This window comes from Leptospira stimsonii, assembly GCF_003545885.1.
Classification (GTDB): Bacteria; Spirochaetota; Leptospiria; order Leptospirales; family Leptospiraceae; genus Leptospira; species Leptospira stimsonii.
This window is the reverse complement of the sequence record NZ_QHCT01000002.1, coordinates 501144-513561: the sequence shown is the minus strand read 5'-3', so window position 1 is coordinate 513561 and position 12418 is coordinate 501144. Positions and strand designations below refer to the sequence as shown.

General features: G+C 42.3%; 13 protein-coding genes and 1 pseudogene. 9 read left to right on the top strand and 5 right to left on the bottom strand.

Annotated elements, in window-relative coordinates; genetic code table 11:
* Positions 1–495: 495 nt before the first annotated feature.
* Entirely contained in the window at positions 496–1056 is a 561-nt protein-coding gene (gene lepB, locus DLM75_RS10545) for a signal peptidase I (RefSeq protein ID WP_118968448.1), read from the bottom strand.
* 114 nt (positions 1057–1170) lie between these two features.
* Between lepB and DLM75_RS10540 the strand changes: the two genes are divergently transcribed.
* The 7 genes from DLM75_RS10540 (at position 1171) to DLM75_RS10510 (ending at position 8604) form a co-directional block, all read left to right on the top strand.
* Positions 1171–1713, top strand: coding sequence for a gamma carbonic anhydrase family protein (locus tag DLM75_RS10540; protein ID WP_118968602.1), 543 nt, complete (start codon positions 1171–1173; stop codon positions 1711–1713).
* Between the two features lie 21 nt (positions 1714–1734).
* Positions 1735–2112, top strand: coding sequence for a hypothetical protein (locus tag DLM75_RS10535; RefSeq protein ID WP_118968447.1), 378 nt, complete (start codon positions 1735–1737; stop codon positions 2110–2112).
* On the top strand, positions 2109–3179 hold the full coding sequence (locus tag DLM75_RS10530) for a hypothetical protein (RefSeq protein ID WP_118968446.1): 1071 nt from the start codon (positions 2109–2111) through the stop codon (positions 3177–3179). The genes DLM75_RS10535 and DLM75_RS10530 overlap by 4 nt, the downstream gene beginning before the upstream one ends.
* Before the next feature lie 189 nt (positions 3180–3368).
* On the top strand, positions 3369–4298 hold the full coding sequence (gene cysK, locus DLM75_RS10525; RefSeq protein ID WP_118968445.1) for a cysteine synthase A: 930 nt from the start codon (positions 3369–3371) through the stop codon (positions 4296–4298).
* 482 nt (positions 4299–4780) lie between these two features.
* The gene (locus DLM75_RS10520) at positions 4781–5632 is read left to right on the top strand and encodes an oxygenase MpaB family protein (RefSeq protein WP_118968601.1); all 852 of its coding nucleotides are present in this window, start codon (positions 4781–4783) and stop codon (positions 5630–5632) included.
* 13 nt (positions 5633–5645) lie between these two features.
* Positions 5646–7499 (top strand): type I DNA topoisomerase, encoded by a 1854-nt coding sequence (topA, locus tag DLM75_RS10515; RefSeq protein ID WP_118968444.1) that lies wholly within the window; start codon positions 5646–5648, stop codon positions 7497–7499.
* A gap of 769 nt (positions 7500–8268) precedes the next feature.
* Positions 8269–8604 carry an LIC10421/LIC12816 family protein gene (locus tag DLM75_RS10510; RefSeq protein WP_118968443.1) on the top strand — a complete coding sequence of 112 codons (336 nt, stop codon included), beginning with the start codon at positions 8269–8271 and terminating at the stop codon, positions 8602–8604.
* Between the two features lie 262 nt (positions 8605–8866).
* Here the strand turns inward: DLM75_RS10510 and DLM75_RS10505 are convergent, their stop codons facing one another.
* From DLM75_RS10505 to DLM75_RS10495, 3 genes are all read right to left on the bottom strand, one after another.
* Positions 8867–9118 (bottom strand): hypothetical protein, encoded by a 252-nt coding sequence (locus DLM75_RS10505; protein WP_118968442.1) that lies wholly within the window; start codon positions 9116–9118, stop codon positions 8867–8869.
* Positions 9119–9193: 75 nt separating this feature from the next.
* The gene (locus tag DLM75_RS10500) at positions 9194–10018 is read right to left on the bottom strand and encodes an ABC transporter ATP-binding protein (RefSeq protein ID WP_118968441.1); all 825 of its coding nucleotides are present in this window, start codon (positions 10016–10018) and stop codon (positions 9194–9196) included.
* Positions 10019–10024: 6 nt separating this feature from the next.
* Entirely contained in the window at positions 10025–11506 is a 1482-nt protein-coding gene (locus tag DLM75_RS10495; protein WP_118968600.1) for an HDOD domain-containing protein, read from the bottom strand.
* A gap of 121 nt (positions 11507–11627) precedes the next feature.
* Between DLM75_RS10495 and DLM75_RS10490 the strand changes: the two are divergent.
* Both DLM75_RS10490 and DLM75_RS10485 read left to right on the top strand, forming a co-directional pair.
* Positions 11628–11898 (top strand): annotated as a pseudogene (locus DLM75_RS10490) (LIC12077 family protein).
* Positions 11885–12163, top strand: a complete 279-nt coding sequence (locus DLM75_RS10485; protein WP_343286659.1) for a hypothetical protein — start codon at positions 11885–11887, stop codon at positions 12161–12163. The pseudogene DLM75_RS10490 and the gene DLM75_RS10485 overlap by 14 nt, the downstream one beginning before the upstream one ends.
* Before the next feature lie 49 nt (positions 12164–12212).
* Here DLM75_RS10485 and DLM75_RS24255 read toward each other — a convergent pair whose 3' ends face one another.
* A complete protein-coding gene (locus DLM75_RS24255) occupies positions 12213–12353 on the bottom strand; it encodes a hypothetical protein (RefSeq protein WP_158586464.1) in 141 nt (46 codons plus the stop codon).
* Positions 12354–12418: the final 65 nt, after the last annotated feature.

Here is a 12418-nt window from a genome sequence, read left to right as displayed (position 1 = left end):
TTCTACATTGAAAGAGAAAGAAAGCAAGACACAAATCAAAATACGGTAAGAATTCTTTCGTAAGGAAGGACAAAAACGGGGAACATAAGAAATTTCCAAAGCGAAATTCGGAATTCGATCGGAAAATATATTCAAAAATTCTACATTAGAATTTAAAGTTTTTGCTCATTCTTTTTTTTCGTTCTTTCTTACAATAAGGAATTTCAAGGGAAGGTCTCGGAAATAGGGTTTCCAATCGGTTCCAAGAGGATGTTTCGAAATTCCGATTCTTAAAAAAAAATCAGAAGAAACGTAGATTTGAAAGGATGAACGATCGGAGGAGAAGGATGTTCTTTGCTATCAAATCGACCTCCTGCATACGAAAAGATTCGATTCCGATCAAAAGACGCGAAGAATTGGAAATAAATTGATTCCAAAAAAAACGAACGTTTATCGAGTCGAAAGAGGCAAAGTCCGCCGAGAAGAAAGTTCGTTTTTTCTTTTGGAATTTTTGATTTAGAAAGCTTTTCCCAGGATATTCTCGATTCGGACCGGTCCGAAATCTCTCGAATCGGAACAAGAATCTCGATTGTCGCAGAGGAGAAAGTAATCCCTGTCTTTGAGAAGGAGGGGCTCCGAATTGTCTCTCGCCGAAAAACTCGAAGGGAAAGGACCGCGTCTGTCTTCGAATTGAAGGGTAAAACCCGAACCGGAACCGAGATTCTCCTCGGGATTGTTGTTTCTAAAGAAGACCTTATTCTTCATTTGCACCGTTTCGCCGGGCTTTCCTGCGATTCTTAAAAAGAGAACCTTGCCATCTTGGGAAGGATGTTTTACGAGAACCAAATCTCCGAGATAGAGATTGGAACGGTCCACAAAACGGGAAAAATAGATTCGAGTTCCGGGAGAATAACCGGGGAGCATGTCTCGGTTTTCCAAAACAAAAGGAAAGAAAAGGAAGAATCGAATGAGGAAAGCGATTGCGGCCCCGATGAGAAGTCCGATCCCCGCTTGTTTGAGGAGGGATTTTATTTTTTCTCTTCTTTCTTTTTCCTGGTTGGAAGAACTGCGGCTCATGCGTGCATTCTTTTCTCGCGAAGAATAGGGTCAAAAGAAAATCTTTTTTTTAGACTTGTTTTGAAGACTCCGGAGGAAAGTTCTGGAAAGGGAAATGAAAGCGAGGGAAGGGCGATGAAATCAAACTATCAGATCTTAGAATACATGGGAAAAAAACCGCAGATCCATGAATCCGTTTTTTTGGCGCCGGGTTCCCAAGTAGTCGGAGACGTTGTGATAGGAAAGAATTCCTCGATTTGGTTTCAGACATTGGTGAGAGGGGATGTAAATTATATTCGGATCGGAGAGAATGTAAACATCCAAGATCTCACCGTGATTCACGTTGCAAGAGACGTTTATCCTGTCGAAATCGGAAATAACGTTTCAATCGGTCATCGGGCGACGATTCACGGATGCAAATTGAAAGACAATTCCTTCGTCGGGATGTGCGCGATATTGATGGACGACGTCGAAGTCGGCGAGTTTGCGTTTATAGGCGCGGGTGCGCTTGTGACTCCGGGAAAGAAAATTCCTCCAGGAGTTTTGGTGATGGGTTCTCCGGGAAAGATCATTCGAGATATAACCGAAAAGGAGAGAGAGATCATCACGAGAACCACGGGGAATTATATAAAATACAAAGAGAACTATCTTCAAGATCCGTTTTATTCTCGAAGCTGAAAAGAAGGGAAAAGAAAAAGGATGAGAACGTTTGAAAAGGAAGACTCCGTAAAAGGGACCCTTGTCGGAACTCCGACGCTCCACCGTGAAATTCGCGCGCCCCACCCTCGTTGGGTGGAGGAGGCGGGCTGGTGGGGAAAAACCGCCGGACATTCCTTTAACACAGGAGACTCATTCTTTCAAGAAGAATTCTTCAGCAAAACCCTTGTCGGAACTCCGACGCTCCACTGTGAAATTCGCGCGCCCCACCCTCGTTGGGTGGAGGAGGCGGGCTGGTGGGAAAAAACCGCCGGACACTCCTTTAACACAGGAAACTCATTCTTTCAAGAAGAATTCTTCCGCAAAACCCTCGTCGGAACTCCGACAAAACCTTCTCCACAAAAAAGGAATCATCTATGAATCCGAAACAACTTCCCGGAGTCTATGTCCGTGGAACGGGCGTTATAGGTTGGCCACTCGCATCTCTCCTTTTGATTCTTCAGGAGAAACTCAAACAATTCCAAGTTTACATCGAACCTTTTCGAATGAAAGAATCTGAAATTCCAGCGATCCTTTCCCTTCTGGAAAAAGGGGCGTTCCTTGTTGAAACACGCGACAACGAAGTTTCAAAATTCTTTCCGGATTTTATAAAAAAAGAGGAAGCTCTGCTTCGTTCTCGGGTTCTCTGCGATTGTTCTCCTCCCGGAGTGGCGGATTCGAGAATCGAAGAATACAATTTATCAGAATATTCTAATATTAGAATGTTTATAGCACAAGGAAGCGAACATAAATTCGGTCCTCAGTTTATGTATCCTGATACGAGGGCATTTTTGGAAAAGAATCTTCCGAAAATGATTCACGTCGCGACTTGCAATACTCATACACTCGCCGGATCACTTCGCTTATTAACGGAAGAATCACCTAAAGAATTGGAATCGATCCTCGAGGAAGCTGATTTTCTCGTCATTCGTCGAGACGCGGACATGGCGAAGGACGATCCTCACGTCACCGGACCTCTTTTGGTAAAGCCCGAGGCGGATTGGGGAACACATCACAGTCGATTGTTAAACGAACTCTATTCTCAGATAGGAATCAAAGTCCCGGTGACTTCTTCTTCCGTAACCATCAACTCTCCGTATATGCACCTCGTTCGTTTTCGTTTTCGATTAAAGAAGAATCTAAAAAGAGAAATTGTCTTAAGAAGACTGCAAAACGATCCTTATCTTTCGACGACCAACTTGGTTTCCACAAACTCGATCTTTTCTTCGGGAAGGGATCGAGGTCTTTATGGAAGAATTTTTTCTCACGCGGTGATTCCTCTTGGCTCCTTGGAAATTTTAGAAAAGGAAATTCGAGGTTACGCCGCAACTCCGGGAGATTCCAACGTCCACATTTCTACGATCTTCGCCGTTTTTCAGACTCTTGGAATCGAATTCGGACCGACTGCAGAATCCTTTCTCCAAAGCATCGTCCTTCAAGAAATCTAAGATTCTTCTTAGAAAAGTAGGAACTCACACGTTTCCACAAAACCGAGGTCGATCAAAAGCCCGTCCTTTTGTAAAAAGAATCCTCTGAAAAGGATTTTTTTACTTGAATCTATTTGTTATATTGAAATAAATGTCTAATATAACAACATCTAAACTCAAAGAACCCTTGGAAGAGGCAGGAAAACAGAAATGAAAGCTAAGAGTATTTTAGAAACGATCGGAAACACTCCTCACGTAAAAATCAACCGCTTGTACAACACAAAAAGCGAAATCTATGTAAAATTAGAAAGATCCAACCCGGGCGGATCCATCAAAGATCGTATCGCACTTTCGATGATCGAGGACGCAGAAAAGTCCGGAAAACTCACGAAAGACAGTATCATCGTAGAACCGACTTCCGGAAACACGGGGATCGGACTCGCGCTCGTTGCGGCAGTGAAGGGATATAAACTTCTCTTGGTAATGCCGGAGTCGATGAGTATTGAAAGAAGAAGAATCATGGCGGCTTACGGAGCCGAGTTCGAATTGACTCCGAGAGAGAAGGGAATGCCCGGTGCGATTGAAAAAGCAAAACAAATCGTAGCGGAAAATCCGAAAGCATGGATGCCACAGCAGTTTGAAAACGAAGCGAACATCAAAGTTCACGTTGAAACAACCGCGCAGGAAATCGCGAAAGACTTTCCGGAAGGATTGGATTTTATCATCACCGGAGTCGGAACCGGAGGACATATCACAGGTGTCGCTCAAGTCTTAAAACAAAAGTTCCCAAAACTGAAAGTATTCGCAGTGGAACCGGAAGCTTCTCCTGTAATTTCCGGAGGAAAACCAGGACCACACCCGATTCAAGGAATCGGAGCGGGATTCATTCCAAAAAACCTTCACACGGATCTTTTGGACGGTGTGATTCAAGTGAGCAAGGATGAGGCTTTTCAATACGCACAAAGGGCCGCAAAAGAAGAAGGTCTCTTTATCGGCGTTTCTTCCGGAGCTTCTCTCGCGGCGGTTGCTAAAAAACTTCCCGAAATTCCGGAAGGCTCTAAGGTTCTCACATTCTCTTACGATACGGGAGAAAGATATCTTTCGATCGAAGGTTTGTTCCCAGTTCCTGCGAACGCATAAGAATTATTGATCTACATTTTCTCCATTGGAAAACCCCGGGGTCGTCTGATCTCGGGGTTTTTTTTGTCCTAAATTCTATTTTTTGAATATACTCCGCTCGATGACGGCTTTTTTGTCCGAGACATCCTTCTTTTGTATTCGATTCCCGTTCCGAAAGGTCGAGAGAATTATCTTTCGTTTTTGTTCTTTGCCTGAATAGGATTCCGATCCGAATTTCTTTTCAAAAAAAGGGTTCAGCCAATTTTCAATCGGAGAAATCCATTTCGGGATCGAATTCTCTTTTCGAAGATCTCTTAAAAGATGTTTTTTTGAATTCCATTCTCCATCGATCCTTCTTCATTTCGGTTTAACTGATAATTTTTTAATGAGAAGAATCCAATTCTTTGTGAACGAATGTTTACATTTCTTTGTAAAGGTTTGATAACAAAGGAATTAGAAAGAAATTTTCTTGCATCACAATCGTGATTCTGCAAATTGCGGGTATGTGGAACAGATATGCGATTTATAATCAGATTCAAGAATTGGATCCGGAGAAGGATTGTCATAAAATATCCTTTCTTTCCGGAAGTTACGATTTTCCAAGGGATATAGAAATCTCCCTTGCATTAGGATTCTTTAAAACGTTTGCGATTCCTTCGATCGCAAAGATTTTAGATGAAACGAAACAATTTGAAAGATTCGGACAGAAGAGATACGATGATACTGCGATTCTTTTGGGAGAGTTTTTAGAGAACGGAATCGAATCCGAAAACGGAAGAGCCGCAATCCGTAGGCTCAATCAAATTCATAAGAAGTATCCGATTCCCAATCAGGATTTTCTTTATACTCTGAGCACTTTTATCTACGAGCCGGTTCGTTGGAATCTTCGTTTCGGTTGGAGAAGGGGATCCGAAAAAGAGAAACTCGCCAACTTCTTTTTATGGAAGAACGTTGGAAAACTCATGAACATCAAGGATCTTCCGAATGATGACTACACAGCCTTCGAAGCTTGGAACCGAAAATTCGAAGCGGAAAATTTCAAACGAACACCAGAGAGCGAACGACTCGGCCAGGCGACTCTTCAAATTCTCGCAGGAAGAATTCCGAAAATTCCGGGAATACAAACGATTCTCTTTCACGGCCTTTTTAGTCTGATGGAACCTCCGCTTCGGGAAGCGATGGGATTTCCCAAACCCATTCGTTGGATCGAACTTTTGACGATCGCCGTCTTTCGGATTCGTGCCTTTGTATTGCGTACGATTTGGCCTCCAAGAACAAAGCCCTTTCTCGTAACGAAACGAAAAAACCCAACTTACAAAAACGGATATTTGATTGAAAACCTCGGGCCAAGTTAGAATCTAAAACTTCGTGTCCTTCCTTCTCATCGTTGAATCTCCATCCAAAGCAAAGACCATTGCCGGTTATCTGGGAAAAGAATATAAGATTCTTGCGACGTTGGGACACGTCGCGGATCTTCCCAAGGGCACACTCGGAGTTGATCTCAAAAATCGATTTGAACCGGAATACTCGATTCTTCCGGGAAAGAAAAAAGTAGTCTCCGAAATTGTAAAAGCCGCCAAAGACTCGGAAAAAATTTATTTAGCGACCGACCCGGATCGGGAAGGTGAGTTTATCAGCGCCTATATCCGCGATCGTTTCAAAAAAAAATCGAACGTCTTTCGGATTCGTTTCTCCGAAATCACGAAAAATTCCATTCTTTCCGCATTGGAAAATCCCGCACAGATTCAAGAATCCCTCGTAGACGCGCAAAAAACGAGAAGGATCGGCGATCGTCTGATCGGATATTTTATAAGTCCTGTCCTCTGGAAGGAAATCGGACCCGGGCTTTCGGCGGGACGCGTTCAGTCCGTCGCACTAAAATGGATTTGCGATCGAGAAGAGGAAATTCGAACGTTTCAATCGGAAGTATATTATAATATTCTGATTTATGCAAAGGATAAGAAGGGAGAAGAAGGGATTTTTCAGAGGGTAGGGGGACGAATTTTTTCGGAAGAAAAGGCGAATTCTATTCTCTCCCAAATCCAAAAAGAAAAGGTTCTGAAAATATCCGAAAAAAAGGAATCGAACGGAAAGAACTTTCCTCCTCCGCCCTTCCAAACGGCGAGTCTTCAACAGGAAGCCTTTCGTAGATTTCAGTTTCCCTCCAAAAAAACCATGAGCATCGCTCAAAAATTGTATGAGGGGATCGACCTCGGCAATGGAAAAAGGGAAGGTCTTATCACCTATATGCGGAGCGATTCCACCCGTTTGAGTCCGGAGTTTGTTTCGCAGGCGCAAACTTGGATTCTAACCCATCTGGGAAAGGAATTTGCGGATTCCATTTCGAAAACAAAAAAATCCAACCGAAAGATCCAGGACGCGCACGAGGCGATCCGCGTCACGAACGTCTCTTTGACCCCCCAGGATGCGAGAAGAATCCTAACCAAAGAAGAATCTTTCCTTTACGAGCTGATCTGGAAACGAACCGTAGCGTCTCTTCTTCCTCCGGAAGAGTTTATAAAAATTGAATATTCAATTTTTACGGCAGGAGAAACGTTCCGATTGGAGACCAAAAAAACGATCTTTTCCGGATTTAGAATTCTAAACGAAAGCGAAAACAAGCCGATTCCGTTTTGGGAAAAGGGAGATTCCGTTTTGGTCCAGAAAGCGGAAGCGGACAAGAAACAAACGGAACCTCCACCTCGATACTCGGAAGGATCTCTGGTGGCAAAACTTGAAAAAGAAGGAATTGGTCGCCCGTCCACATACGCGACCGTCGCTGAAACACTTCTCAAACGAAAATACGTCGATCAAGACAAGAAATTCTTCTTTCCGTTTCCATTGGGAGAAAAGGTAAATTATTTTCTACAAGCGAGTTTTGGAGATCTTTTTCGGGAGAAGTTTACCGCGGATCTGGAGACGGATTTGGATAAGATCGAACGAAACGAGAGCGATTCCTTCGAAATATTAAACCGACTTTGGAAAACTCTTCAAACTCAAATCGACGCGAGCAAGACTGCTTCCGGAACGATTCGCAAAGGTTGGGCGAATGTAAGGGAAAAGAAAAAGGAAACCGGTTGGGGAATTTGTCCGCTTTGTAAGGAAGGAATTCTTCAGAAAAAGAAAACCGCAAAAAAGAAGGAATTCTACCAGTGTAACCGATTTCCGGACTGCGAGTATGTCAGCTACGAACTTCCGGAACGTCCCGATCCTTCTCTTTGAATCCGTTGTTATTTCGGTTTAGAGGAATTCGCTTTACAAAATCGTATCTTCGAATGAGACGAAATACCGTTTGCGTTCGAACCTCCCCGTTTTTCAATCTAAGAACTTTCGATCTTTAATCCCTAAGGATTAGAATCTGCGTTGTATCCCTTATCAATCCTTTTCGTTTCAAAGGACGTTCGAGTGAAAACATTTCAAAGATTCTTACTATATACGCATTTCTAATATTCTTTGCTTACTTTTTGGGCGAAAGGTATCGTTTGCTTTTGCGTTTTCTTTCTACAATTGTCCGGGAAGTTTTGATTCTGTTGAAAGAATCAAAGTTCTTCCTCAGAAAAAAAACGAACTTTAGAAACACTTTCGTTTGTTTGAGATTTCTTCTTAAACTTGTATAATCTATAGGAAGGATCGTTTCAATGGAATACGGTTCTCGTTCAATTTTTAGGAATTTCGTGTTCTCGTTCGATTCATTCGTTCGTTTAGATTTTTACTTTGTTCTTATTTTAAGGAAATGGCTTCTTTTGCGTGTTATAGGCAGGTCTTTGTTAGTTGCAAAAAATAGAATATTCTAAAAATAAAGAATATAAAATCGGATCGGAAATAAAATTTATAAATTTATAAAAAAAATATTTATTTTTTTAAAAGGACGAGTCGTATTGGTTAGAGAGAAAAGAAGAAACTTTGGATCTCGAGAGACCGTCTTAAAATGAATCGATTTTGAAAGACGGATTCTAAAGCAAAAATAAATACAAAACTTGAGGTTTCAATCATGAACACAACTAAACTGATTTCTGTAATTTCCCTTTTGGGCTTTCTGACTGCAAGTTCCGTTTTCGCCGTTTCAGAAGAAGTGGAAGATCAACTCTTGGAAAAAGCAATCGTAGAAAGCGCCGTAACAAAAGAACAGAAAACCGCAGTGGGAAATTACTTAAGAGCAGTGGCTCAACAAAAAGCGCAAAGAGCGGATGAGTTGAGAGAACTTGCAAGAAGATCTACCGGTGGTAAGTTTCTCGCAAGCAACGCTCAGTCCCAAAAATATATCAAACAAGCTCAAATGTTGGAAAGAGAAAACGCAAGATACCAAGCACTTCTTGGTAACTTCTGATCCGGAAAACTTTGAACTTAGAAAAACTAAAAAGGCGCTTCGGCGCCTTTTTAGTTTTTAGAGGAATATTCTGCTTTTATAACATTCTTCTTATGAGATGCATCCTCGGATCGGTTTTTCTTATCCGAACTTCTTTTTATCAAACTTTTTAAATCGTTTCAATCCTTTTGAACCCAGTCTACGTCTTCTTAGAATTTTTCCGGAGTCATCGTTGTGATTTTAAAAAGGAAAGAAACTCACATCCATCCGCGTTTGCAAGAATTTACATCAAATTGTGAACCGGTTCTCCCATCGGCAAGTGGACCCATGATTGAGGATTCCATACTCGTTTTTTGTTGATGATCGTCTTGCGTTTTCCTTGTGAGGCATCGATGATCCATTCTTCATCGCTTTCTGATTCGATGGATTTGCAAAGTTCGAAGGCACATTCCGGAACGTTTCTTGATTCGGAACGATATTTGTAAACGGTTTCCCATGACGCACGTATCGATACGGAGATATGTTTTCTTACCAAGATCAGAGCGAAATTCTTCTCTTTCGTGCGTTTGGTCGGTCGATTCTAAGTATCGAAGACTTGCACTTACAGATTTTAAAAAGGAATTCTTGAATGTGCAGTGTTTGATTCGTTTCTTTTTGGTATGACGGACCAGGTTCCGTTGATTCTTTTTACTTTTAAGGAAAGGTCGTAGAGTTCCTGAAGGTGTTCCTCCGTAAAGGATTCTTCGATCGGTCCGGCGTTTAGAACCCTTCCCTCTTTTAACAACACGGCCTTTGTATAGAATTCGGGGATTTCTTCCGGTCGATGTGTGATGTACAGAGATGTAAATTTTCTCTGAGAATGATATCGTTTTAGAAATCCTAAAAAATCCTCTCTCGCCGTCAGATCCAAAGAGGAGCAGGGTTCGTCCAAAATCAAAAGGTCGGGCTCGCTTACAAGACTTCTTAAGAACAAAATCTTTTTCTTTTCTCCAGAGGAGAGCGTAACGTAGAATTGGTCCTTTTTGGAAAGTAGATCTGCGTCCTCTAAGATTTGAAGGGCTTTTTTTTCTTCTTCCGGATTTGGATCTCTGTAGTATCCGATCGTATGAAAGAGTCCGGTGAGTATCACGTCGAAGACGGTCAGTTTTCTTTGGAGTGCGTTTTCTTGTTGAGAAGCGTCTAAGATCCCGATTTTTTTTCTGAGTTCTTGGATGGCCGTTTCTCCGTAGGTTTCTTGGAAGAGCCGGATCGTTCCGGATGTCGCCCAGATCATTCCGTAGATTAGATTGACTACGGTGCTTTTCCCGGCTCCGTTTCTTCCCAGTAGGACACAGTGTTCGTGTTCGAGAATCCGAAAGCTGACCTTGTCTAAGATGATCTTACCGGTCGGTTTATAACTGACTTCTTCGAGGGAGAGTAGGGAATCCGATTTCAAACGTTTTTAGTTCTCCATTCTTGCGATGTTGTAAAGCTTTCTGAGTTTTTCGCAAGTTTCTTCGAATGTCTTTTTATCCGTGAGATCGTATTTTTGAAGTATGGTTTCGTCAATCGTGAAAAAGGAAGCCTTTTTATCGATACAATCCACCATCATATTTGCGAGATATACGAGTTCGACTAAGTCGTGATAGACGCTTCCCATCGTCATAAACGGTCTGTGATGAAATTCTATCATCTGCACGAGATCCGGAGGAAAGTCCCACTTTTTTGCGAGAAGTCCTCCTAGAGTCGGATGGGAAATTCCGATCGAAATCTCTTCCAAGATCGTGGAACTTCCGAAGTCCCTGTCTTTTTGATAATTGGATAACTTGATAAAGAGTTTCTGATCCAAAGAAAGAAGGATAAACTTTCCGAGGTCGTGCAAAAGCGCCCCCGCCGCGGCGATATCGGCCACCCTAGTCATTCCTCCTCGACCGGCGATATGACGGATAAAAAAACTACACATATTGGAATGGTTCCACACTTCTTGCAGTTTCGCATAACGTCCATCCATGATCTTACGAACTCCGGAAACGTAGAGAAGGTTTCGAACGTTCTTTAGTCCCACCACCTTGACCGCCTGTACGATCGTGTTGACTTTGTTTCTACTCGCGAATCCGGCCGAGTTCGAGAGTTTTAAAAGATCCACGCTCAAGGCAGGATTTTTTTCGATTTCGTTTGCGATGATCGTCAAATCCGAATCCGGATTGTTGCAGAGGGAGATGATTCGAGTCAGAGTGTTTGGAAGAGGAGGAAGTCCTTCGATCTCCGCCAGAATTCTTTCTTTGAGTTTGGTCGTGATGTCGATCGGAACGATCTGTTGCGGAACGACGAGCGTGGCCCTCGTGAGTTTTCCGTCCGTATCCACTTTGAATTTATCCGAACCGATTCCTGAATTTTTTAAGAGCAATTGAATGAGGACTAAACCGAGGCCCGCGCTTTCCTGGGAATCCGAAATATCCATAAACGCATCGGAAAGATCGTTGTATTTTCTTGCGGATTCGATTCTTTTTTTTATTCTTTCGGTTTCTTGGGGAAGAAGAGCGGCGTCGTTCTCCACAAGAATCGCGAGGCTATTGTTGATCATTTTCGCTCGAAGGTGAATCTGAAAATTGCTGTTGATCAGGCTTTCTTTTTGGTCGTCCCAGTGATGTGTGATTTCCTGTTGAAAGGTTCTCATTCCTTTTGCGTATTGATCCGCGTTGTGAATGTCCAAATTCTTCTTCAAAAAGAAAATTCTTTTTGCGTTGGCCTTGTTCGCGTTCATCAGAATTTCTTTTAGAATCGTGGAAATTACTTCCGTGAGAAAGAGCCGGTCGATCTTTCCTAAAATATTGAGCAATAAATTATAGAGCTGTTGGTGATCCTCTTCCGATACGAATTTATACTCGATATCTATATCCTTTCCGTTGAGAAGAGTGTCTGTAAGTTCCGGTATGTTGAGCATCGATTGGCCTTTCTCATTGCAATTTTTTGACGAATCCCAAATAAATCCAGTCTTTCCGGAAAACATTGTCCGGGGTCCGATTTATTCTTTCTTTCGTAACCGAGGAAAGTTGGGGGATAGAATGGTGTTGATCCGCGAAACAGAAAACGAAATCGAGCAACAATTGCGTTATTTTTTAGAGGAGAAATTGGAAGGAATTTTAGAAGAAGCCAGGAAGGTGAAAAAACGGCGTCAGGAGGTCCTTCACGGCAAAAAATGGGGGGAGTCGACCGTTTCCTCTCCGAAGGATCCGGAAGAGGGGCAAATGACGCTTTGGGAATAGGATTTCATACCGATCGTTCAATCAATGCGAACATAATAAAAGAATGGACATTCGAAATGCCTGTTCTTAGAATTGAACCAATGGACAATAGCTTCTTTTCAGAAAGCGAAAACGGCCAGGGTTTCCCCGTAAAAAGGGACATTCTCGACATCATGGACTCCTATCGGTACATGAATTCCTCCTACTTCTTTGATTTTCTTTCCGACGGGCGCTGGGATCACGGCACGGGTTGGATTGAGAAGAATATGAGCGGAGCGGATTGGTCGACACGATACGTCCCGGAGAGCATCGAACGTTATAAGAAACAAACAAAACGTTCCAGAAAATCTCTCTAAACCATCTTTTTTGATTCTTCCGATTTCAAAAGCTTTTTGAGATCTTGTTTTATTTGTATTCTTTGAGAAGAATTCTGATTCCTTCCTTGAGAGTTGGCTTCTTTTTTAGAAAGGATGCAAAATGAATTTCGGTTTCTTGAGATTCTTTTCCATCCCACATCTTTTTTCCGATCAAAAACGGACTAAGCAAAATCGTTTTCCGAATTCTCCTTTTCAATACAAAGAATCTTTTCTGATCCTCATTCTCTTTTTCCT

What these genes read in the sequence shown, in the direction of transcription:
- DLM75_RS10530 (WP_118968446.1), top strand. Translation starts at nt 2,109, where the DNA reads ATGAATCCGAAACAACTTCCCGGAGTCTATGTCCGTGGAACGGGCGTT.
- DLM75_RS10510 (WP_118968443.1), top strand. Translation starts at nt 8,269, where the DNA reads ATGAACACAACTAAACTGATTTCTGTAATTTCCCTTTTGGGCTTTCTG.
- DLM75_RS10495 (WP_118968600.1), bottom strand. Translation starts at nt 11,506, where the DNA reads ATGCTCAACATACCGGAACTTACAGACACTCTTCTCAACGGAAAGGAT.
- DLM75_RS10535 (WP_118968447.1), top strand. Translation starts at nt 1,735, where the DNA reads ATGAGAACGTTTGAAAAGGAAGACTCCGTAAAAGGGACCCTTGTCGGA.
- DLM75_RS10520 (WP_118968601.1), top strand. Translation starts at nt 4,781, where the DNA reads ATGTGGAACAGATATGCGATTTATAATCAGATTCAAGAATTGGATCCG.
- DLM75_RS10485 (WP_343286659.1), top strand. Translation starts at nt 11,885, where the DNA reads ATGCCTGTTCTTAGAATTGAACCAATGGACAATAGCTTCTTTTCAGAA.
- DLM75_RS10540 (WP_118968602.1), top strand. Translation starts at nt 1,171, where the DNA reads ATGAAATCAAACTATCAGATCTTAGAATACATGGGAAAAAAACCGCAG.
- cysK (WP_118968445.1), top strand. Translation starts at nt 3,369, where the DNA reads ATGAAAGCTAAGAGTATTTTAGAAACGATCGGAAACACTCCTCACGTA.
- lepB (WP_118968448.1), bottom strand. Translation starts at nt 1,056, where the DNA reads ATGAGCCGCAGTTCTTCCAACCAGGAAAAAGAAAGAAGAGAAAAAATA.